Genomic DNA, 19,115 nt, shown 5'->3' with positions numbered 1-19,115 from the left:
GGCTCCAGGGTTGTTTTGGAACGAGTTGTCACCGGGTGGCCCGACGGAGGCTGATCGACTCTGCCTGTGCCGCGGCGCCAAGCGAAGCTCAGGACGCGCGAAGAGGAGAGGGTGCGGAAGGCAGGGGGGCGGGGTCCGGGCTGAGCGGAGGGTCAGGCCCCGCAACAGGCGTCCCCTGAGGTTCCACGGGCCTGGATGGGAGGGCATGGGACCGATCCGTAGGAACAGAACACGCAGCAGTCCCCTGGTTTTGGACGAAGCATGACGGCGCAATGGGTGCATTGATAGAACCACCGGCAGGTTTCGGTCGGCATGGTCTCGGGCCTGGAGTGGCCGCACCCAGGACAGGTGATGACGGATTCCAGGACGGGCCCGCTCATTGGCCCTGAGGCGGCTGCCACAGCTCGATCTTGTTTCCCTCGGGATCGATGACCCAGGCGAACTTGCCATACTCGGAATCGTCCGTGTTTTCGAGCACGTGGCAGCCCTCCTCTATCAAGGCCTTGACCAGGGCGTGGAGGTCTTCCACGCGGTAGTTGACCATGAAGGGAGCGGGGCTCGGGGCGAAGTGGTCGCTTTCCTGCGGATCGATCATCCAGGCCGTGGTGCCTGCCACCGGCTTGCCCTCGGCGTCAGTCCAGTCGAAGGCGGCTCCGCCCCAGGCCTGGACATCGATGCCCAGGTGCCGCTTGTACCAGGCCCGCAGGGATGGGGCGTCCTTGGCCTTGAAGAAGATGCCGCCGATGCCAGTGACTCGTTTCATGGGACCTCCGGTGCGCGGTGGTGGGGAGTGGAATGCTTCTGCTGGCTGCGGCTCTGCTGCAGGAGGGTGATGCCGGCGGCGTCCGAATTGAGCCAAGGGCCAGCCCGCATGAGCATGATGACGGGAATGTTCAATGGGTTGGAATGGGAAGGCCGCGTTGGCGCAGGAAGCTCAATTTGTCCCAGTAGCCACGCTGGAACACGATCAGGCCACCAACAACATGAAAGAACCCACAACCCCGGAGGCCGAGCGGGTCTCGCCATTCGAGGATGGCCCATTCACCGTCCTCGAAGATGGCCTCTACGATGCAAACCATCTTCGCAGTGGCAAACCCGGCGGTGAACATTTGGTAGATTTCGGGACGGCCCTGAACGGGCCGTTCGGCGACTTGGTGGTTGATGGCGGTTTCCGAGTAGAAGGAGGCCAAGGCTGCCGCATCAGCCCTGTTGAAGGCATCGACCCACGCGGCAACCACTTCTTTGGGTTTCATGGTCCGGGCGTCCTATGAATGGGGGCTAACGAAGGCGCTCACCGGCGCTGCTGCCTGCGGCAGCTCCGAGTGCAACGATGGGCAGGCACATCTTTCATGCCTGCCAGGCTACGGCGTTCCGGTCTTCAAAGGCCCGACGACCTTGTACGCATTGAGGATGACGCCAGACGGCGTGGCGTGCGTGCTGACGAGCTCGAAGGAGCGGGCCGGGGTTCCCTCCGCGAAGAAGCGCTTCCCCGTGCCCAACAGCACCGGCGAGACGATCAGCACAACCTCATCCGCCAGGCCATGTTCGAGCACCGTCGAGGTCAGCGTGGAGCTGCCCGAGAGGATGAGGCCCGGGCCCTCCTGCGACTTGATGCGGCGAATGTCCTCGACGAGGTCCGGTCCAAGGCCCTCGAAGGGGCCCCAGTCAAGGCTTTCCGGACGGTGGGTCGCGATGTACTTCGTGGCCGCATTGAGGCGGTCCCCGATCGGACTGCTCGGCGCCTTCGGCCAGAAGCCCGACCAGATGTCGTAGGTGCGACGGCCCAGCAGCAGATCGAAGCGCTCGCCATGGGCGGCCGTGACGGCTTCCCGGCCAGCGGGGGTCCGATAGGGCGCGGTCCAGTCGCTGTAGGGGAAATCACCACCATCGGCCGAATGCTGGATCACGCCGTCCAGCGAGATGTGTTCGATGATCTTGAGCTGTCTCATGGGAGCCTCCGTGATCTGGGGTGCCAACACCAAGGTCTCGACATCAAGGGGTGTGTGCCGTCTGCCCAGCGCAGAATGAGCCGGCTGGGGCCCGGCCTGAGCGGCGGGTCAGGTGCCGCGGAGGTATGCGGGTGCGTGAGCCTGGTTTTCAAAGCCGCCGTACCGAACTGAGGATGGATAGTATTCTGCGCCAGACTGGACTTTACCGGCGGCCTCTTCCCCGGCGACGCTCGCAATAAAGGCAAGCATGAGATCCGTGCCCGCCGACACGCCTGCGGACGACCAAACGCTGCCGTCTTGGACGTACCGCTGCTCCACGACCGAGACGTCTCCGAGTGCCCGCAGGCGGTCCAGCGAACCCCAGTGAGTGGTGGCCGTCTTGCCGGATAGCAGACCGGCCGCGTGCAGCAGGAACGAGCCCGTGCAGACGGACAGCACGGCCTTGCAGCTCTTTGCTTGAGTCGCGACGAAATCAATGAGCACGGGGTTGTTCACCTCGTGCCGCGTGCCTTGACCCCCGGGGATGAGCAAGTAGTCGAGCGCTGGGCAGTCGGCGAAGGAGGTGTGGGGGTTGATGGACAGCCCCTTCGCACAAACGACCGCATCGAGAGACTGGCTCACGATGAGGCAGGTGTCGGGACCGTCGGCAAGCTTGCTCCACATCCGGAGCATTTCCCAGGGGCCCACGAAGTCGAGCTCCTCAACTTGATTGAAGACCAGGACGCCAAAGCTCATCGCGCTCATATCGGGCCCCTAGGGGAGGAAGCTCCGTGGTCGCACCCGCACCGAGCCAGCGAGCGAAGCCGAGGAATTAAGAAGGTGGCAGAGAGCGGAAGGCAATGCAGGCGGGGTCCGACTTGAGCGGAGGGTTAGGCAGCCAGGCACCGACGATAGTTTCATTCCGTGGGTACAGTGTCTTGTTGGAATATTTCCTTTACGGAGGGCCGGAGCAGAATGACGAATGTGCAGACCCCGAGGACCGTTCCGATTGGGTTGCACAACCCGCACATCAATCCGGCGATTATGAGGCAGAAAAGGTAATGCTTCCGTTTCGCGATCGAATAGCCAGCATATGCAATTGAGGCTCCGAACAGCCAGCCGAGACAAACGGCAAGTACTCCGACGGCGAAAAACATGATTCCAAAACCGGGTGGAGGGGCGCTTTTGGCGGCTTCACGGAATGGTCCGGTTCCGTGCATCACCGACCAACCGATAAAGGCGTGAAACAAGAAAAACGATGAAAGTAGGCAAGTGAGCCCTGCCATTACATAATGGAAAATCGTCAAAAGCTTCAAATGCTGAACATCGTTGGTCATTTTTGCCTCAGTAGGGATGCCTAACTAGTATTAGACGACAGGGTTCGGGAGGGGATTTGTCGTCTAAGTTGGGAGAGGGTTGATTGGAAATGGTTCCCCGACTGGGCGCGCGGTCGGGAGCGGGATTCGGGATCACGCGCGCCCAGCCTACCAGCCCGTGGCTGGCGCTTGTTCGGCCCTGTGACCAGCGCCACGGCCCTATTTGACGGTCTTGAAGGTGGGCCTGGTGGGGGCGTTGGCCACGGCCTGGCCGAGGTCGAAGGTGAACTGGGCCTGCTGCACCATGCCGCGCAGGTCCCAGGCGGGGTCGTACTCGTCCGTGACCTGGTGGTAGCGCTTGCCGTAGGCGGAAGCCTTGGCCTTGAGGGCGGCCGGGTCGGCGCCCAGGAAGTCGCGGCCGCCGCCCACGGAAAGGGCGGGCACGCCGGCCTGCACGAAGCTGTAGTGGTCCGAGCGGAAGTAGCCCCCGCCGGTGTCGGGATGGGTGGGGGCCACCGTCAGGTTCGAGGCCCTGGCCACGGCCTCGGCCACCTCGCCCAGGGTGCTGCGCTCGCGGAAGGGCAGGCCGATATCCCGGGTGGGGGCCACGAAGTTGAGGCTGTCCAGGTTGAGATCCGCGGCGGTCTTCGCCAGGGGCCAGAGGGGCGCCTCGGCGTAGGCCCGGGAGCCCAGCAGGCCCTGCTCCTCGGCGCACACGAACAGGAACATCTGGCTGCGCTTGGCGGGGGCGTGGCGGGCCGCCTGGGCCATGGCCAGCAGGGCCGCGCAGCCCGAGGCGTTGTCGATGGCCCCGTTGTAGATGGTGTCGGCTTCGTGGCCGGGCACGGCGGGCGCGTGGGTGTCCACGGCCAGGCCCGGGCCCTTGCCCAGGTGGTCCCAGTGGGCGCTGTAGACCACCAGTTCCTCTTTCAGGACGGGATCGGTGCCCGGCACCACGCCCGCCACGTTGAACTGCGCCACGGTGCGGACCTCGCTGCGCAGCGTGCCCTGCAGGCGCAGGTCCAGGGCCAGGGGCCGGAAGTCGCGGCGCTGGGCCTGGGCCCGCAGGGCGTCCAGGTCCTGGCCGCCCTGCTTCGCCAGGGCCTTCGCCACCTCCTCCGTGACCCAGCCCTGCAGCCCGGTGCCGCGGGGGCCCTGGGCGAGGGAGAAGCGCTCCGCCTCCCAGCTGGGCCGCACCACGGTCCAGCCGTAGGTGGCCGAAGCCGGGGTGTGGACCAGCAGGACGCCCAGGGCGCCGTGCTGCGCGGCCATCTCGAACTTCTTCGTCCAGCGACCGTAGGCGCTCAGGTTGGCGCCATCGAAGAGGCCCGGCTCCTCGGCGGTGGGGGCGGGCTCGTTCACCAGCATGAGCAGCACCTTGCCCCGCAGGTCCAGGCCCTTGTAGTCGTCCCAGCGCCACTCGGGCGCGTCGATGCCGAAGCCCGCGAACACCACGGGCGCGTCGAAGGTCTGCTCGGCCTGGGCCACGCCGGAACCGAAGACGATCTCGCTGCCGAAGGTCGGCGTGGCGCAGGCGCCGCCACCCAGGAAGCTCAGCGTGCTGCGCCCGGGCAGGGCCTTCAGGCCCAGCAGGGACACCGGCTGGCGGTAGGATGCGCCGTTCCCCGGCCGCAGGCCCAGGCTCTGCAGCTGGGTCTCCAGGTAGCGCACCGTGAGCTCGGCGCCGCGCTGGCCCGTGCCCCGGCCCTCCAGCAGGTCATCGGCCAGGAAGGCCAGGTGGGCGCGCAGGGGCCCCTCCTGCACCTTGGGCGCCGGGTGGGCCGTCTGGGCGAGCAGGCTGGTGGCGGCCAGGATGGGCAGCAGAAAACGCATGAAGGCTCCCGGGGGAGCCTTCAGCATACCTCGTGTGTTGTGGTGTGATCAGATCTGGCTGGCGCTGGCGGGAATGGTGACGCCCGCCACGCCGGCCACCTTGGCGTTGGCCAGCAGCTTGCCACCGGTGCCCGCGCCCAGGCCCAGCACGGCGCCCTGGCGGACGGCGGCCTCGGTGGTGGCCACGGTGGGGACCTTGGCGGCGGCCATGCGCTGGATGAGGAAGGCGGCGCCGCCGGTGCCATCGCCGGCCACCTTGTCGCCGGCCACGAGCACCACGGCATCGGGGTGGCGGCTGCCCAGGGTGCTGAGGGCCTTGCCCATGTCCTGCTGGCCCTTCACGTCCACCACGATGAGCTTCATGCCGGGCATGGCGCCGGCGATGGCATCGATGGCGCCCTTGTGGTTGGCGGAATCGCAGACCACGGCCACGGTGGCGACCGAGGGCCAGGCGCTGCGCACGGCCTTGCCGAGGGCGTCGTACTCGCCGGCGGCCAGGGTGGTGGTCATCAGGGCGGCGGCGGACAGAAGGGTCACAAGCTTCATGGTTCGATCTCCTTGGGGCCATCCGGGCACACGCCGGACCGGGCACATGGAGGACTCATCGACCCCTCCCGGGGGGTCTTGACCGAACAGGGTGGAAAAGGCATCTTTCCAACCCCAATCCGCAGACCACTCCCGATGGGGGACCCCCGCCCCGGAGCCTCCAGGGGGTGGTCTGTCCCGGACCTTAGTTGGAAAGGGCTCCGGCCGGAAGGCTGACGCCGGCCACGCCGGCCGCCTTGGCGTTGCCGAGGACCTTGCCACCGGTGCCGGGCCCCACGGCGAAGACGGCGCCCTGCTTGACGGCCTGTTCGGTGGTGCCCACGGTGGGGATCTTGGCGGCGCCCAGGCGCTGGATGAGGAAGGCGGCGGCGCTGCTGCCGTCCCCGGCCACCTTGTCCCCAGCCACCAGCACCACCGCATCGGGGTGGCGCCCGGTCAGCGTGGCCACGGCCTTGCCGATGTCCTGCTGGCCCTTCACGTCCATCACGATGACCTTCATGCCCGCCATGGCCCCGGTGATGGCCTCGATGACCCCCTTGCTGCCGGCGGTGTCGCAGACCAGGGCCACGGTGCCGCACTGGGGCCAGGCCTGGCGGAGGGTCCGGGCCAGGGCGTCGTAGTCGCCGGCCACCAGGGGGGCGGCCAGCAGGAAGGGGGTGCAGAGCAGCGTTCGGCGTTTCATGGCGGGTCCTCCCGGGGCGCCCGGGCGACAGCAGCTTCGCGGGGACGGATCAGGTAGGTCATCGGCCGCCATCCTCCCACCATGATTTTTCCGGCACCGAAGGCGCCCTAGGCGGGACGGCCCCCGCCCAGCTGGTACTGCACGGCGCCCAACAGGGCCACGGGGGCGGTGACCGCGCGGAGGATGCTGCGGCCCAGGCTCACGGGCTGCCAGCCGGCGGCGCGCAGGGCCGCGAACTCCCCGTCCGTGATGCCGCCCTCGGGGCCGCTGGTGAAGGCCAGGGGCTCGGACCGCCAGGGGGGATTGGCCTGGCCCGTGGCCAGCTCGTAGGCCACCCACTTCTGGGGTGCCTCCCAGGTCGGCAGGGCCGCGAAGGGCATGGGGGGCCGCAGCTCCGGCAGGCGGCTGCGGTGGCTCTGCTCGCAGGCGGACTGGATGAGGCGCGCCCACCGCTCCATGCGCGCGGCGGTCTTGGTGGCGTCGAACTCGCTGCGCTGGTAGACCACGGGCTGGATGAGCGTGACCCCCAGCTCCACCAGGGGCGGCAACCACTCGTCGAAGAGGCTCAGCTGCGCGGGCAGGGGCAGGCAGGCCTGGAGGGCCACGGGGGGCTCCCGGTCCTCCTGCAGGGGCGCCACCAGGCGCGCCACGGCCCGGCCCCGGTCCAGCTCGGCCAGGTCCGCCGTCCAGGCCTGGGCGCCCAGCACCAGCTCCAGGGCGGCGCCGGGCTTCAGGCGCAGGGCCTTGAGGTGGCGGGCCGCCTCGGCGTCCAGGGGTACGAGGGCGTTCTCGGCGGCGGGCAGCGGCGCCAGGAAGAAGCGGGGCAGGCTCATGGGGACATGATGAGGGATTCCCCCGGCTCCGTGTTGGGCCGTGGTGAGGCAGGCTGCGACATCGCCGGGCGGAGGATGGGGCAAGGATCCACGCGGGGGCGCTTCAACCAATTCCGATGCCTTGGGGTCAGAAGAGATGCCCACTTGGCACGGGCCGTGAAATGAACACCAGCGGGGCCGTCGCCCCCCACCCAAAAGGATCTGCCATGAACCTCCGCCGTCTCTCCGCCGCCCTGATCGGTTCCCTCGTCGCGGGCGCCTCCCTCTTCGCCCAGGCGCCCCAGCCGGGCACCCAGACCACCACCCCCAAGCGCGAAGCCCGCGCCGAGAAGCGCGCCGAGAAGCAGCAGCAGCGCATCGCCAAGGGCGTGGCCAACGGCTCGCTGACGCCCAAGGAGACCGCCCGCCTGGAGCGCCAGGAGGGGAAGATCAACAAGGACATCGCCAAGGCCGAGGCCGACGGCAAGATCACGAAGAAGGAAGCCGCCAAGATCGAGGGCGAGCAGAACCGCGAGAGCCGCCGCATCAAGCGCGAGAAGCACGACGCCCAGACCCGCAAGTAGGACGGTGTCCAGGTGACGGAGGGGGCCCCGCGGGGCCCCTTCCGTCGTACCCGGCAGGCCCCTGGCCAACCCAGGTAAGCTGGGGAGTCTGGAGGATCCTTGGTCGACGCCCTGCTCCAAGCTGCGCCCTGGTGGGCGTGGGTCGGCTTCCACGCCTTCGTGTTCCTGATGCTGGCCCTGGACCTGGGGGTGTTCAACCGCCGGATCCACGCCCCCTCCGTGCGCGAGGCGGGCATCTGGAGCGCCGTCTGGATCACCCTGGCGCTGATCTTCAACGGCCTCATCTGGCAGGCCGAGGGCACGCAGAAGGGCCTGGAGTGGTTCACGGGCTACGTGCTGGAGAAGTCCCTCAGCGTGGACAACCTCTTCGTGTTCGTGCTGGTCTTCCGCAGCTTCCAGGTGGACCTCCGCCACCAGCACCGGGTGCTGTTCTGGGGCGTGCTGGGCGCGCTGATCATGCGGGCGGGGATGATCCTGGCGGGCACGGCCCTGCTGAACCGCTTCGAGTGGATGATGTATGTCTTCGGCGGCTTCCTGGTCTACACCGGGCTGAAGATGCTGCTGGTGGCCGAGGAGGATTCGGATCCCACGCAGTACCCGCTGGTGCGGGCCTTCCGCCGCCTGGTGCCCTACGACGAGACCGGGGGCCACGAGCGCTTCTGGGTGCTGCGGGAGGGCCGTCGCCTCGCCACGCCCATGCTGCTGGTGCTCATCACCATCGAGGTGACGGACCTGGTCTTCGCCGTGGACTCCATCCCCGCGGTGCTGGCCGTGAGCCGCGATCCCTTCGTGGTCTACACCTCGAACATCTTCGCGATCCTGGGTCTGCGCAGCCTCTACTTCCTGCTGGCCAAGATGATGGACCGCTTCCACCGGCTGAAGACGGGGCTGGCCGTGGTGCTGGCCTTCGTGGGTGTGAAGATGTGCATCGCCCAGTGGGTGCACATCCCGGTGCAGATCAGCCTCCTGGTCATCGCGGCGGTGCTGGCGGGCAGCGTCGTGGCCAGCCTGGCCTGGCCCGCCGAGCAGGACGGGGCGGAGTGATGGAAGTCTGGCGCCACGATCTGGAAACCGCCCCGGCCTCGGGCCCCTTCGTCGTGACCCTGGGCACCTTCGATGGCGTCCATGCGGGGCACCGGGAACTGCTGCAGATCGCGGCGGGCCGGGCCCGGCTGCTGGGTCAGCGCGCCGCCGTGGTGACCTTCGACCCGCACCCCACCCTGGTGGTGGCGCCCGAGCGCAAGCCGAAGCTGCTCATGACCCTCGAGCAGCGGCTGGCGGCCTTCGAGGCGGCGGGCATGGACCTGGCCTGGGTGATCCCCTTCAGCCGGGCCTTCTCCGAGCTGAGCCCCGAGGCCTTCCTGGATCGGCTCCAGGGCATCCTTGCGCCAGTGGAGCTGCACGTGGGCCGCGCCTTCCAGTTCGGCCGGGACCGCAGCGGCAGCGTGGAGACCCTTGAGGCCTGGGGCGCGGCCCATGGCTGCGAGGTGCGCACCCTGGCCCTGCGGGCGCCGGATGGCGGCCGCCTGTCCAGCACGCGCATCCGCGAGGCTCTGGACGCGGGTGACGCGGAGGCGGCGGCGGCCCTGCTGGGCCATCCCTACGCCCTCACCGGCGTGGTGGTGGAGGGCGACCGGCGCGGCCGCCACCTGGGCTTCCCCACGGCGAACCTGGCCTGGGAGCAGGAGCAGCTGCCGGCCTTCGGCGTCTACGTCACCGAGGTGCTCCTTCCCCACCAGGGCGGTGTGCGCCTGGGGCTCACGAACGTGGGCGAAAAGCCCACCTTCGAGGGCCGCCGCCTCACGGTGGAGACCCACCTGCCCGGCTTTGATGGCGACCTCTACGGCACCCGTCTGACCGTGCGGTTCCTGCACCGCATCCGCGGCGAGGTGAAGTTCGGTTCGGTCGATGAGCTGAGAGTCCAGATCGCCCAGGACGTGGCCGAAGGCAAGACCTGGTGGAAGGCCCACGGGGAATAGGGTGGCTGGCCCAGGCCTCTAGCTGGCGGCGTCCACGCGCCAGCGGGTGAGGGGGCGCTCGGCCAGGTCCCAGACCTGGAGCCCCAGGGGCAGGCGGGTCACGCTCAGGCGCTGCCGGATCTCGGCCTTGGCTGCATCCAGGCTCTCGGCCTCGATGGGGCCGTATTCCATGAAGTAGCCGCTGAACTTGTAACCAAATCTGCGTGAAGGGGTCCGCATGGGGGCTCCATCTGTCCCGTTTACCCAGTATTCGTTTTTAATTCGCCTTTGTCAAGGCCCGAGGCGAAAAATTCGTGGGTCCGGCAGCCTGGCCTCGATCCAGTGTCCAGCCAGGGGTTGGACAGGGACTGTCGAAGGGCACTCTTAGCGGAGGCGGATGACCACCTGGCCGCGAAGCGGGGGCAGCAGGGGCCTGGGCAGGGGCAGGCCGAGCACGATGCGGTCGTCGTCGCAGTCGTAGCGACCGTAGGCGCGGCGGCGCTCCCAGCGCTCGTCCCGATCCTCCCAGCGCCGGTCGTCCCAGTGCCGGGCCTCCCAGCGGGGATAGGGCGCGCAATAGGGGCGCTCGACCACCACGACCCGGCGGGGGCCACGCCCGTGCTCGTGGGCGGAAAGGGGCAGGGTCGCAAGGACCGCGAGGGCAAGCAGGACCAGGCTTCGCATGGGACCTCCTACATGGGGCGGGAGGGTGCTGGCCCCATGCACCTTGGATTTCACGAGCCGTGCCAAGGTTAAAACATCAACGAAAACAGCAATTTGGATCGTCGGCCAAACGGGAGCGGACGCGAACTGCAACGCAGCGGCGCCACCCTGTGGCAAGAGGCGCCCTCAAGTCGCTTAACGCTCCCGCCGGTCGCCCACCATCACCGCGGGCACGCCGGCCACGATGGCCCAGTCCGGCACGTCCTTCGTCACCACGGCGCCCATGGCCACCACCGCGTGGTCGCCGATGCTGACGCCGTCCGTGATGCCGGCGTTGGCGCCGATCCAGACATCCCGGCCAAGCCGGATGCCGCGGGAGCGCACCGGCTGGTCCTTGATGTCGCGGTCGGGCTTCAGGCCGTGGTCGAAGGCATAGATGGCCGCGCCGCTGGCGATGCGGGTGCCGTCGCCGACGGCGAGGCCCTTGCGGCCGCCGTCCAGCCGGGCCCCGGCGTTCACACTCACGTCGTTCCCCAACAGGATCGGTCCGTGCAGGAAGGCCTGCGCGGCGATGGCGCAGCGGTCACCGATCACCACGGCCCGCCCCGGCTCGCCGAAGATGGCCGCATCGGGCGCGATGAAGCAGCCCGCCCCGAGCTGGACGGTCTCCTGGGCCAGGAGCCGCGCCTGCACCTCGGCCTGCCAGGGTTCGGCCCAGGCGCGGTGCCGGGCCTTGAGCGCGAAGTAGAGCCAGGGCATCCAGGCCAGGCGCCGCTTGTGCTGGTCCCGCAGGGCTTCCGGATCGCGCATGGCGTCATGGTAGCGGTACGACCCGCTCGGGAAGGCTACTTGAGCGCGGCCTCGATGGCGGCCTTCAGCTCGGCGCTGTCCGGGGCCACCTTGCTGCTGAAGGCCTGGATCACCTGGCCGTCCTTTCCCACCAGGTACTTGTGGAAGTTCCAGGCGGGCTCGCCGTGTTTGGCGGTGAGGAACTGGTAGAGGGGCGCTTGGTTCGCGCCCTTCACCTCGAGCTTCTCGAAGAGTGGGAAGGTCACGCCGTAGTTCTTCTGGCAGAAGCTTTCGATCTGGGCGGCGCTGCCTGGCTCCTGCCCGCCGAACTGGTTGCAGGGGAAGCCCAGCACCACCAGGCCGCGCTCCTTCTGCTCCAGGTAGAGCTTCTGCAGCCCGGCGTACTGGGGGGTGTAGCCGCACTCGCTGGCCACGTTCACGGCGAGGACGACCTTGCCCTTGTAGGCGGCCAGGGACTGGGGCTTGCCGTCCAGGGTGTTGAGGGAGATGTCGTGCAGGGACATGGGGGCCTTCCTTTCGGCGGCGGGCAGAGAGAGGACGCTGAGCAGGGCGAGGGAGAGAACGGGGCGCATGGGGACTCCGGGGCGCTTCCTTGGGTGCCGGCGGCGGCTCCGCCGTTCCAGGGCGGACCACCGGTCCGGCCCGCCGGATGGGCGGTCCGGAGGGGCCGTCCGGCGACCCCCGCCCCGGAAGGCCAAGCCTCGGGCATGCTGGAGACCATGCGAATCGGTGCCCTCCAGCAGCACTTCCGGGCGCGCCTGCGGAAGCGGACGCCCTGGGCCATCGTGCTGATCTTCGCCGCCCTCTTCACGGCCCTGCAGTTCCTGGTGGTGCCGGCCGCCGTGCAGATGCGCCAGCCGGGGGCTCTGGCGAACGCCCTGCTCATGCCCTTCCTGGTGTCCTTTTCCTACGGCTTCCTGGCGCCCCTGCCCTGGCGCTGGAGCGGCGACGACCGGTCCCGCCCGGCCTTCGGGCGCGGCCTGCTCCAGGCGCTCGTCTTCAACGCCCTGGTGATCTTCCTGCTGGTGGCCATCAGCTGGTTCCTGGTGCGCAACGCCAGCCTGAAGGCCGAGGCCCTGGGCATGGCCCAGGGTCACAAGGTGAGTTTCCAATCCGTCCTGGGCCTCAACCTCCTGGTGGGCGGGCCCATGATGACCATCCTGGGCGCGATCATCTCCTTCTCGGTCATCTCGGAGGAGGAGAAGGCCGCCGCCGAAACCCGGCTGGAGGAGGCCCAGTGGGTGCTCCTGCGCGGCCAGCTGAGCCCCCATGTCCTGTTCAATTCCCTCAACGGCCTGGCCGAGCTGGTGCGCCAGGATCCGGGGGCCGCCGAGCAGGGCATCCTCGACCTGTCCGAGCTGTACCGGGCCCTGCTGCGCCACGGCGACCGGGCCCGGGCCCCCCTGGCCGAGGAGCGGGCCCTGGTGCAGCGTTTCCTGGCCGTGGAGGGGCTGCGGCTCGGGGAGCGGCTGCGGGTGCAATGGGACTGGGACGCGGGGCTCGACCAGGCTGAGGCCCCGCCCTTCCTCATCCAGCCCCTGGTGGAGAACGCCCTGAAGCACGGCATCGCCCCCCATCCCGAGGGCGGCACGCTGGAGATCTCCATGCGCCGCCACAACGGGGGACTGGTCCTGCGGGTCTCGAATACGGGCCGCGCCCTGGGCCTGGTGCCGGGAGCGGGTGTGGGCCTGTCGAACCTGGAGGCGAGGCTGCGCCTGGCCTACGGTGCGGGCGCCGCCCTCCACCTGCGCAGTGAGGGCCCCCGCACGGTGGCGACCGTCGAACTGCCCAGCCTGGAGATGCGCCGATGAAGAGCCTGCGGGTGGCCCTGGCCGATGATGAGCCCCTGGCGCGGGCGCGGCTGGCGCGGCTGCTGCGGGAGGCCGGCTGCGACGTGAGGGCGGAGCTGGCGGACGGCCCCTCGGTGCTGGCCTGGCTGCAGGAGCCCCGCGAGGTGGACGCGCTGTTCCTGGACATCCAGATGCCCGGGGCCACGGGCCTCGAGGTGGCCGCCGAGCTGGGGGACTGCCGCCACTGCCCGCCGGTGGTCTTCGTCACGGCCCACTCGGAGCACGCGGTCCGGGCCTTCGAAGCCGCGGCCGTGGACTACATCATGAAGCCCATCTCCGCCGAACGGCTGGCCAAGACCCTGGCCCGGCTGCGGGAGGGGGGCCTGCGGCGCGGCGAGGCCCCGGCGGCCCTCCCCCAGCGCTTCCCGGTGAAGGCCGGGGAGGGTCATGTCTTCCTGGACCTGAAACGCACCACCCACTTCGAGGTGGAGGAGGAGGTGGTCTGGGCCTGGGCTGGCGGCAGCCGCCACCGCACCTCCTGGACCACCCTGGCCGAGGTGGAGGGTGCCTTCCCCGGGGCGGGACTGCTGCGCATCCAGCGGCACCTGCTCCTGCGGCCCGAGGCCGTGCTGGGCCTGCGCCCCCTGGAGGGCGGCCGGGCCTCGGTGCGGGTGGCGGAGGGGCTGGACCTGGAGGTCAGCCGCAGCGTCACGCCCAGGATCAAGGAGCTGCTGGGGCTCTGAGGGTGCCTTAAGGCACGCCATGGGGCGTAGGATCTTCGCAGGAGCCGCGCGCCCCATGTCCGAACCGATCCAGATCCATTCGAAGGGCGGCGCCTCCAGCACCGCCGGGGCGTTCCGGGTGGTGCTCCTCTATGCCGGGTTCTCCGGGCTATGGATCCTCCTGTCGGACCGCGTGGTGGAGGCCCTGATCCAGGACCCGGCCACCATGACCCTGGTGAGCATCCTGAAGGGCTGGTTCTTCGTGGCCGTGACCGCGATCATGCTCTTCGTCATGGTCCGGCGCCTGGTGGACAAGGTGGCCAGCCGCGAGGCCCGGCTCCAGTCCCTGCTCCGCGCCATCCCCGACCTGGTCTGGCTGAAGGACCCCGAGGGCGTGTACCTGGGCTGCAACCGGGCCTTCGAGCGCTTCTTCGGGGCGAAGGAGGCCGACATCCTCGGCAAGACGGACCATGACTTCGTCTCCCGGGAGCTGGCCGACTTCTTCCGCCAGAAGGACCGGGACGTCATCGCCGCGGGGGAGACGCGAGTGAACGAGGAGTGGGTCACCCTGGCGGAGACCGGCCAGGAGATCCTGCTGGAGACCCTCAAGACGCCCATGTACGACGCGGAGGGCCGGCTCACCGGCGTACTTGGCATCGGCCGGGACATCACCGAGCACCACCGCATGGTCGCCGAGCAGGCCCGCCTCGAGGCCCAGCTGCAGCAGGCCCAGAAGATGGAGTTGGTGGGCCGCTTCGCGGGCAGCGTCGCCCACGACTACAACAACATGCTGGGCGTCATCCTGGCCAACGCCGACCTGGCCCTCTACCAGATGCCCCAGGTCCAGCCGGAGCGGAAGTACCTGGAGGAGATCCAGCGGGCCTCCCGCCACTCGGCGAACCTCACCCGCCAGCTCCTGGCCTTCGCACGCCGGCAGCCGGTGGAGCCCTGCCTGCTGGACCTGAACCTCTCCGTGGCGGGCATGCAGGGGGTGCTGGGGCGGCTGGTGGGTCCCGAGATCCGGCTGGTGTGGACCGTGGCGCCCTCCCTCTGGGAGGTCCGGATGGACCCCACCCAGCTGGACCAGGTGCTGACCAATCTCGTGGTGAACGCCCGGGATGCCATCGCGGGCCGGGGGCGCATCGAGGTGGCCACGGCCAACCGCACCCTGGACGACGCCGACTGCGCCATCCTGCCGGGGATCCAACCGGGGGACCATGTCTGCCTGAGCGTCGCGGACAGCGGCTGCGGCCTGGCGCCGGAGCTGGTGGAGCGGATCTTCGAGCCCTTCTTCACCACCAAGCCCGCCGGCCGGGGGACGGGGCTGGGCCTCGCCACGGTGCACGGCATCGTGAAGCAGAACCACGGGGCCATCCAGGTGGAGAGCGAGCCCGGGAAGGGTGCCACCTTCCGGGTCTATTTCCCGAGGGCCTGAGGGCGGCCTACTTCCGGAGCTTCAGCAGGTCCAGGACGATCACCAGGGCCATGAGGGAGGCCAGCAGGAGGAAGCCGCCGGTGAGGATCTTCTCCTTGAGCTCGATGGTGAGGTCCTTGCGGCGCAGCTTCTCGAAGGTGAGAAGGGCCATGTGGCCGCCGTCCAGGGCGGGGATGGGCAGCGCATTGAGCAGGGCCAGCTGCAGGCTGATGGCGCCGCACATGAAGAGGAAGTCCATGAGGGAGGCCTTGGCGGCCCGGCTGCCCTGGCGGATGATGCCGATGGGGCCGGCCACCTCGGCGCTTCGGGCCTGGAAGGTGACGAGCTTCTTCAGGAAGCCGAAGACCTGGCCGCTGAGGCGCCAGGAGGTGCTCAGGGCGTAGCCGCCGCCCTCCAGGAAGTCGCCGGCCCGGTAGGCACGGCGCTCCAGGGGCATGGGCAGGGGCAGGGGCATGAAGCCCAGGCGGCCCTTCCCGCCGTCGAGGCGGGGGACGAGGGCCAGCTCCAGGGGCTTGCCCTCCCGGGTCAGGTGGAAGGGCAGGGGCTGGCCGGCATGGGCCTGGATGACGGCCACCGCCGCATCCCACTCGGCGCCGGGGAAATGCAGGTCGCCGATGCCGCGCAGCTCGTCGCCGACCTTCAAGCCGCCCTGGTCGGCGGCACCGCCGGACACGACCTCGATGACCGTCCAGGATTCCTGGCGCTTGGTGACCCGGGCCTGGTCGGCCCCCACGAAGGTGAAGAGCACCAGGGTGGTGGCCAGGTTGGCGAGGATGCCGCCGCTGTAGAAGAGCATCCGCTTGCCGTAGGGCTGCTTGAGGAAGCCGTAGGGATCGTCGGCGCCGGGCTCCTCGGGGTTGAAGCCGGCCAGCTTCACGTAGCCGCCCAGGGGCAGGGCCGAGAGGCGCACGTCGGTCTCCCGCCACTTGAAGCCCAGGAGGCGGGGGCCGAAGCCCAGGGAGAAGACCTCCACGGGCATGCCCATGTACTTGGCGGCCAGGAAGTGGCCGCCCTCATGCAGGAAGACGAGGCCGCCCAGCATGAGCACGGGGCCCCAGAAGCCCGCCCCGGGCACCTTGAGCGCGAAGACGGACACTGCCGCCAACGCCACGCAGAACGAAAAGGGAAAAGGGAGACGGCGCATGGACATCCGGAAGGATCAGGTCCGGGCTTGGACCCAACCTTCAGCATGACGCCTTGCGGCCCCGTCCGCACCCAGCACTTCTTCCAGGGACCCTGCCGGAACGACGGGAATCCGGGCGAGGGTCTCGCGGTTGCAGGCCTGGATGTCCCAGAATCGGAGCCGCCCTTGGAGGAAAGCGGCGACTGCCACCTCATTGGCGGCATTCAGGAGGGCCGGGGCCGTGCCTCCCGCCCGGAGGGCCTCGAAGGCCAGGCCCAGACAGGGGAAGCGATCCAGGTCCGGGGGCTCGAAGGTCCAGGCGCGGGCCCCGTCCCAGGCATAGGGGGCCACGGGGCCCGGCTGCTTCTCCGGGTAGAGGAGGCAGTACTGGATGGGCACCTTCATGTCGTTGGCGCAGACCTGCAGCTGGTAGCTGCCGTCGTGGAAGCCGACCATGGCGTGGACCTGGCTCTGGGGATGCACGGTGACCGCCACCTGATCGGCGTGGAGGCCGAAGAGCACCGAGGCCTCGATGACCTCCAGCCCCTTGTTCATGAGGGTGGCGCTGTCGATGGTGATCTTAGGGCCCATCTTCCAGGTGGGATGGTTCAGGGCCTGGGCCACCGTGGCCTCCTGGATGCGCGCCAGGGGCCAGTCGCGGAAGGGCCCGCCGCTGGCGGTGATGCGCACCTCCCGGATGGTGGCGGGATCCCGGTCCGCCAGCAGCTGGTGCAGGGCGGCGTGCTCGCTGTCCACGGGCAGCAGCTCCCCTCCTCCGGCCAGGGCGGCCTCGTGCATGAGGGCCCCCCCCACCACCAGCGATTCCTTGTTGGCCACGCAGACCCGGCGCCCGGCCCGCAGGGCGGCTTCGGTGCTGGCCAGCCCGGCGCTGCCCACCACGGCGGCCACCACGGTGTCGGCATCCGCGTGGAGGGCGCAGGCCAGGAGCCCCTCGGCCCCCCAGTGGAGGTCAGGCTGGTAGGGCAGGACGGACCGCAGCCAGTGGGCGTCCTCCCGCGTGCCCACCGAGACGCAGCGGGGCCGGAAGGCCTCGCACTGCGCCTTCAGCAGGTCCCGGTTCCGACCCGCCGCCAGGGCCACCACCGACAGCCGTTCCGGGTGGGCCAGCACCACGTCCAGGGTGGAGGTGCCGATGCTCCCGGTGGAGCCGAGGAGGGCGAGGGATCGCACCTAGTTGAATCCCTTGACGAAGTGCAGGTAGGCGTAGAGCGCCGGGGCGGCGAAGACCAGGCTGTCCACGCGGTCGAGCATGCCGCCGTGGCCGGGGATGGACACGCCGCCGGCATTGGAATCCTTCACGCCGGCACTGCGCTTCCAGGTGCTCTCGACCAGGTCGCCCAGCTGCCCCACGGTACCCAGCAGCAGGGCCAGGGCCACGATGTCCACGGCGGTCCACTCGGGACAGACGGTGACCTGCATGAGGAAGGCACCGAGCAGGTTGCCCCCCAGGTTGCCGAAGGCGCCCTCCCAGCTCTTCTTGGGGCTGACCCGCGGAGCCAGCTTGTGCTTGCCGAAGAAGCTGCCCACGAAGTAGGCGGCCGTGTCCCCGAACCACGTGATGATGAAGAGGGAGAGGATCAGCCGGCTGCCGGTCCTGGGCAGGGAGCCCTGGAGCGTGAAGAGCTTCAGCTGGAGCCCCAGCCCCAGGCCCAGGTACAGGGCGCCGAGCCAGGTGATGGCCTGGCTGGGCAGGGCCTCCTCCAGCTTCCCGTCGAAGAACAGGGCGCCGAAGTGGATGATGAAGGCGCCGAAGCCGAGCACCAGCCAGAGGGGCAGGGGATCCTGATGACCGGTGGAGAGGAAGAAGTGGCCGAGGAAGCCCCAGGCCACCAACACGCCCGCCACGAGCGAGGGATTGAAGCCCCGGGCCCGGGCGATGAGCGTCATCTCCCGCATGCCCATGACGATGGCCCCCGCCATGACCGCCAGGAAGGTCCAGGGTGCCCAGGGCTGATCCCCGAACCAGAGGAGGCTGAAGAAGAAGACGCCGAAGACCAGGGCCGTCGTCACGCGCACAGTCATGTTCTTGGTATCCACCTTGGGCGTGGTCCGTTCCATCAGATCCCCCCGAAGCGCCGTTCGCGCTGGGCATAGTCCTCAAGGGCTGCCTGCAGTTCCGCGGGACCGAAGTCCGGCCAGAGGAGGTCGGTCAGGTAGAGCTCCGCGTAGGCGGACTGCCAGAGCAGGAAGTTGGAGATGCGGTGCTCGCCGCTGGTCCGGATGAGGAGATCCACGTCGGGCACCCCGGCGGTCCAGAGGCGGGCGGACAGGGCGTTTTCATCGATCGCTTCCGGACGGAGACCGTCCTCCACGCAGCGTCGCGCGGCCTGGGCCAGTTCCAGGCGCGAGCCGTAGTTCACGGCCAGGTGGAAGGTCATGCCCGTGTTCTGGGCCGTGGCCTCCTCCAGGGTCCGCATGTCCGCCAGGATGCCCACGGGCATGCCCTCGGTGGCGCCCAGGTGGTGGAAGCGGATGCCCTTCCGGGCCAACTGGTGGACGAACATGCGCAGGTACATGCGCAGCAGGGCCATGAGGGCCGCGACCTCCTGGGCCGGGCGCTTCCAGTTCTCGGTGGAGAAGGCATAGAGGCTGAGGTGCCGGATGCCGGCCTCGGAGGCCGCCTCGAGGATGCGCTCCACGGTCTGGACTCCGGCCTTGTGCCCCTTGATGCGGGGCCATCCCCGCTGGGCCGCCCAGCGGCCGTTGCCGTCCATAATGATTGCGACATGGGTCGGGACGGTCATCGTGTGCCTAAAGGCCCGAAGTGCCAGGGAAGTCCGCGTGGGCGGCCTCGAGTATGCCCGGAGGGCATACCGAGATAATGATCGCGACATGGGTCGGGACGGTCATCGCGTCGGGAACCTCAAAAAGTGGAAAAGGTCATGCTAGCAC

Annotated in this window: 24 protein-coding genes; 6 read left to right on the top strand and 18 right to left on the bottom strand. The window is 69.2% G+C overall.

Annotated elements, in window-relative coordinates:
- Window positions 1-152: 152 nt before the first annotated feature.
- The 10 genes from QOZ81_RS16450 to QOZ81_RS16405 form a co-directional block, all read right to left on the bottom strand.
- Window positions 153-380, bottom strand: coding sequence for a GDCCVxC domain-containing (seleno)protein (locus QOZ81_RS16450; protein WP_291203677.1), 228 nt, complete (start codon window positions 378-380; stop codon window positions 153-155).
- Window positions 377-763, bottom strand: a complete 387-nt coding sequence (locus QOZ81_RS16445) for a VOC family protein (protein ID WP_291203679.1) — start codon at window positions 761-763, stop codon at window positions 377-379. The genes QOZ81_RS16450 and QOZ81_RS16445 overlap by 4 nt, the downstream gene beginning before the upstream one ends.
- Window positions 764-893: 130 nt before the next feature.
- Window positions 894-1,253: a nuclear transport factor 2 family protein gene (locus tag QOZ81_RS16440; protein WP_291203681.1), complete on the bottom strand. Its 360-nt coding sequence runs from the start codon at window positions 1,251-1,253 to the stop codon at window positions 894-896.
- A 108-nt stretch (window positions 1,254-1,361) separates the two neighbouring features.
- Window positions 1,362-1,949, bottom strand: coding sequence for a dihydrofolate reductase family protein (locus QOZ81_RS16435; protein WP_291203684.1), 588 nt, complete (start codon window positions 1,947-1,949; stop codon window positions 1,362-1,364).
- A 108-nt stretch (window positions 1,950-2,057) separates the two neighbouring features.
- Window positions 2,058-2,684, bottom strand: coding sequence for a DJ-1/PfpI family protein (locus QOZ81_RS16430; RefSeq protein ID WP_366083019.1), 627 nt, complete (start codon window positions 2,682-2,684; stop codon window positions 2,058-2,060).
- A gap of 161 nt (window positions 2,685-2,845) precedes the next feature.
- On the bottom strand, window positions 2,846-3,265 hold the full coding sequence (locus tag QOZ81_RS16425) for a hypothetical protein (RefSeq protein ID WP_291203690.1): 420 nt from the start codon (window positions 3,263-3,265) through the stop codon (window positions 2,846-2,848).
- A 198-nt stretch (window positions 3,266-3,463) separates the two neighbouring features.
- On the bottom strand, window positions 3,464-5,077 hold the full coding sequence (locus tag QOZ81_RS16420) for a M28 family peptidase (protein ID WP_291203692.1): 1,614 nt from the start codon (window positions 5,075-5,077) through the stop codon (window positions 3,464-3,466).
- Window positions 5,078-5,125: 48 nt separating this feature from the next.
- Window positions 5,126-5,623, bottom strand: a complete 498-nt coding sequence (locus tag QOZ81_RS16415; RefSeq protein ID WP_291203694.1) for a hypothetical protein — start codon at window positions 5,621-5,623, stop codon at window positions 5,126-5,128.
- Between the two features lie 184 nt (window positions 5,624-5,807).
- Window positions 5,808-6,305, bottom strand: a complete 498-nt coding sequence (locus QOZ81_RS16410; RefSeq protein WP_291203697.1) for a hypothetical protein — start codon at window positions 6,303-6,305, stop codon at window positions 5,808-5,810.
- A gap of 107 nt (window positions 6,306-6,412) precedes the next feature.
- Window positions 6,413-7,138, bottom strand: coding sequence for an RsmE family RNA methyltransferase (locus tag QOZ81_RS16405; RefSeq protein WP_291203700.1), 726 nt, complete (start codon window positions 7,136-7,138; stop codon window positions 6,413-6,415).
- A gap of 206 nt (window positions 7,139-7,344) precedes the next feature.
- On the opposite strand from QOZ81_RS16405, the gene QOZ81_RS16400 reads away from it, so the two are divergent.
- The 3 genes from QOZ81_RS16400 (at window position 7,345) to QOZ81_RS16390 (ending at window position 9,680) form a co-directional block, all read left to right on the top strand.
- Complete coding sequence (locus QOZ81_RS16400; RefSeq protein ID WP_291203703.1) at window positions 7,345-7,701, top strand: hypothetical protein; 357 nt, start codon at window positions 7,345-7,347, stop codon at window positions 7,699-7,701.
- Window positions 7,702-7,800: 99 nt separating this feature from the next.
- Window positions 7,801-8,745, top strand: coding sequence for a TerC family protein (locus QOZ81_RS16395; protein WP_291203706.1), 945 nt, complete (start codon window positions 7,801-7,803; stop codon window positions 8,743-8,745).
- Window positions 8,745-9,680, top strand: a complete 936-nt coding sequence (locus tag QOZ81_RS16390; protein WP_291203709.1) for a bifunctional riboflavin kinase/FAD synthetase — start codon at window positions 8,745-8,747, stop codon at window positions 9,678-9,680. The genes QOZ81_RS16395 and QOZ81_RS16390 overlap by 1 nt, the downstream gene beginning before the upstream one ends.
- Before the next feature lie 18 nt (window positions 9,681-9,698).
- On the opposite strand, the gene QOZ81_RS16385 is transcribed toward QOZ81_RS16390, so the two are convergent.
- From QOZ81_RS16385 to QOZ81_RS16370, 4 genes are all read right to left on the bottom strand, one after another.
- A complete protein-coding gene (locus tag QOZ81_RS16385; RefSeq protein ID WP_291203713.1) occupies window positions 9,699-9,899 on the bottom strand; it encodes a hypothetical protein in 201 nt (66 codons plus the stop codon).
- A 144-nt stretch (window positions 9,900-10,043) separates the two neighbouring features.
- On the bottom strand, window positions 10,044-10,343 hold the full coding sequence (locus QOZ81_RS16380) for a hypothetical protein (protein WP_291203715.1): 300 nt from the start codon (window positions 10,341-10,343) through the stop codon (window positions 10,044-10,046).
- Window positions 10,344-10,517: 174 nt separating this feature from the next.
- Window positions 10,518-11,132, bottom strand: a complete 615-nt coding sequence (locus QOZ81_RS16375; protein WP_291203718.1) for an acyltransferase — start codon at window positions 11,130-11,132, stop codon at window positions 10,518-10,520.
- Window positions 11,133-11,167: 35 nt separating this feature from the next.
- Window positions 11,168-11,704 carry a glutathione peroxidase gene (locus QOZ81_RS16370; RefSeq protein WP_291203721.1) on the bottom strand — a complete coding sequence of 179 codons (537 nt, stop codon included), beginning with the start codon at window positions 11,702-11,704 and terminating at the stop codon, window positions 11,168-11,170.
- 147 nt (window positions 11,705-11,851) lie between these two features.
- Here QOZ81_RS16370 and QOZ81_RS16365 point away from each other — a divergent pair, with 147 nt between their 5' ends.
- The 3 genes from QOZ81_RS16365 to QOZ81_RS16355 are packed head-to-tail and all read left to right on the top strand — an operon-like array spanning window position 11,852 to window position 15,079.
- Window positions 11,852-12,943, top strand: coding sequence for a sensor histidine kinase (locus tag QOZ81_RS16365; RefSeq protein WP_291203724.1), 1,092 nt, complete (start codon window positions 11,852-11,854; stop codon window positions 12,941-12,943).
- Window positions 12,940-13,665 (top strand): LytR/AlgR family response regulator transcription factor, encoded by a 726-nt coding sequence (locus QOZ81_RS16360; protein ID WP_291203727.1) that lies wholly within the window; start codon window positions 12,940-12,942, stop codon window positions 13,663-13,665. Before QOZ81_RS16365 ends, QOZ81_RS16360 begins: the two co-directional genes overlap by 4 nt.
- 55 nt (window positions 13,666-13,720) lie before the next feature.
- A complete protein-coding gene (locus QOZ81_RS16355; RefSeq protein WP_291203730.1) occupies window positions 13,721-15,079 on the top strand; it encodes a two-component system sensor histidine kinase NtrB in 1,359 nt (452 codons plus the stop codon).
- Window positions 15,080-15,086: 7 nt separating this feature from the next.
- Here the strand turns inward: QOZ81_RS16355 and QOZ81_RS16350 are convergent, their stop codons facing one another.
- The 4 genes from QOZ81_RS16350 to uppS are packed head-to-tail and all read right to left on the bottom strand — an operon-like array spanning window position 15,087 to window position 18,967.
- Window positions 15,087-16,223, bottom strand: coding sequence for a M50 family metallopeptidase (locus QOZ81_RS16350; RefSeq protein WP_291203733.1), 1,137 nt, complete (start codon window positions 16,221-16,223; stop codon window positions 15,087-15,089).
- Window positions 16,224-16,238: 15 nt separating this feature from the next.
- Window positions 16,239-17,393, bottom strand: a complete 1,155-nt coding sequence (dxr, locus tag QOZ81_RS16345) for a 1-deoxy-D-xylulose-5-phosphate reductoisomerase (protein ID WP_291203736.1) — start codon at window positions 17,391-17,393, stop codon at window positions 16,239-16,241.
- Window positions 17,394-18,281, bottom strand: coding sequence for a phosphatidate cytidylyltransferase (locus tag QOZ81_RS16340; RefSeq protein ID WP_291203739.1), 888 nt, complete (start codon window positions 18,279-18,281; stop codon window positions 17,394-17,396).
- Window positions 18,281-18,967, bottom strand: coding sequence for a polyprenyl diphosphate synthase (gene uppS, locus QOZ81_RS16335; RefSeq protein WP_291203742.1), 687 nt, complete (start codon window positions 18,965-18,967; stop codon window positions 18,281-18,283). Before uppS ends, QOZ81_RS16340 begins: the two co-directional genes overlap by 1 nt.
- Window positions 18,968-19,115: the final 148 nt, after the last annotated feature.

Source organism: Geothrix sp. (genome assembly GCF_030219325.1).
Classification (GTDB): Bacteria; Acidobacteriota; Holophagae; order Holophagales; family Holophagaceae; genus Geothrix.
Note: the sequence above shows the minus strand (reverse complement) of the source record. Positions and strands in the feature narration are given on the sequence as shown.

Bases quoted from the DNA above. Each gene is read 5' to 3' on its own strand.
- QOZ81_RS16450 (WP_291203677.1), bottom strand. From the start codon at position 380: ATGAGCGGGCCCGTCCTGGAATCCGTCATCACCTGTCCTGGGTGCGGC.
- QOZ81_RS16445 (WP_291203679.1), bottom strand. From the start codon at position 763: ATGAAACGAGTCACTGGCATCGGCGGCATCTTCTTCAAGGCCAAGGAC.
- QOZ81_RS16440 (WP_291203681.1), bottom strand. From the start codon at position 1,253: ATGAAACCCAAAGAAGTGGTTGCCGCGTGGGTCGATGCCTTCAACAGG.
- QOZ81_RS16435 (WP_291203684.1), bottom strand. From the start codon at position 1,949: ATGAGACAGCTCAAGATCATCGAACACATCTCGCTGGACGGCGTGATC.
- QOZ81_RS16430 (WP_366083019.1), bottom strand. From the start codon at position 2,684: ATGAGCTTTGGCGTCCTGGTCTTCAATCAAGTTGAGGAGCTCGACTTC.
- QOZ81_RS16425 (WP_291203690.1), bottom strand. From the start codon at position 3,265: ATGACCAACGATGTTCAGCATTTGAAGCTTTTGACGATTTTCCATTAT.
- QOZ81_RS16420 (WP_291203692.1), bottom strand. From the start codon at position 5,077: ATGCGTTTTCTGCTGCCCATCCTGGCCGCCACCAGCCTGCTCGCCCAG.
- QOZ81_RS16415 (WP_291203694.1), bottom strand. From the start codon at position 5,623: ATGAAGCTTGTGACCCTTCTGTCCGCCGCCGCCCTGATGACCACCACC.
- QOZ81_RS16410 (WP_291203697.1), bottom strand. From the start codon at position 6,305: ATGAAACGCCGAACGCTGCTCTGCACCCCCTTCCTGCTGGCCGCCCCC.
- QOZ81_RS16405 (WP_291203700.1), bottom strand. From the start codon at position 7,138: ATGAGCCTGCCCCGCTTCTTCCTGGCGCCGCTGCCCGCCGCCGAGAAC.
- QOZ81_RS16400 (WP_291203703.1), top strand. From the start codon at position 7,345: ATGAACCTCCGCCGTCTCTCCGCCGCCCTGATCGGTTCCCTCGTCGCG.
- QOZ81_RS16390 (WP_291203709.1), top strand. From the start codon at position 8,745: ATGGAAGTCTGGCGCCACGATCTGGAAACCGCCCCGGCCTCGGGCCCC.
- QOZ81_RS16385 (WP_291203713.1), bottom strand. From the start codon at position 9,899: ATGCGGACCCCTTCACGCAGATTTGGTTACAAGTTCAGCGGCTACTTC.
- QOZ81_RS16380 (WP_291203715.1), bottom strand. From the start codon at position 10,343: ATGCGAAGCCTGGTCCTGCTTGCCCTCGCGGTCCTTGCGACCCTGCCC.
- QOZ81_RS16375 (WP_291203718.1), bottom strand. From the start codon at position 11,132: ATGCGCGATCCGGAAGCCCTGCGGGACCAGCACAAGCGGCGCCTGGCC.
- QOZ81_RS16370 (WP_291203721.1), bottom strand. From the start codon at position 11,704: ATGCGCCCCGTTCTCTCCCTCGCCCTGCTCAGCGTCCTCTCTCTGCCC.
- QOZ81_RS16365 (WP_291203724.1), top strand. From the start codon at position 11,852: ATGCGAATCGGTGCCCTCCAGCAGCACTTCCGGGCGCGCCTGCGGAAG.
- QOZ81_RS16360 (WP_291203727.1), top strand. From the start codon at position 12,940: ATGAAGAGCCTGCGGGTGGCCCTGGCCGATGATGAGCCCCTGGCGCGG.
- QOZ81_RS16355 (WP_291203730.1), top strand. From the start codon at position 13,721: ATGTCCGAACCGATCCAGATCCATTCGAAGGGCGGCGCCTCCAGCACC.
- QOZ81_RS16350 (WP_291203733.1), bottom strand. From the start codon at position 16,223: ATGCGCCGTCTCCCTTTTCCCTTTTCGTTCTGCGTGGCGTTGGCGGCA.
- QOZ81_RS16340 (WP_291203739.1), bottom strand. From the start codon at position 18,281: ATGGAACGGACCACGCCCAAGGTGGATACCAAGAACATGACTGTGCGC.
- uppS (WP_291203742.1), bottom strand. From the start codon at position 18,967: ATGACCGTCCCGACCCATGTCGCAATCATTATGGACGGCAACGGCCGC.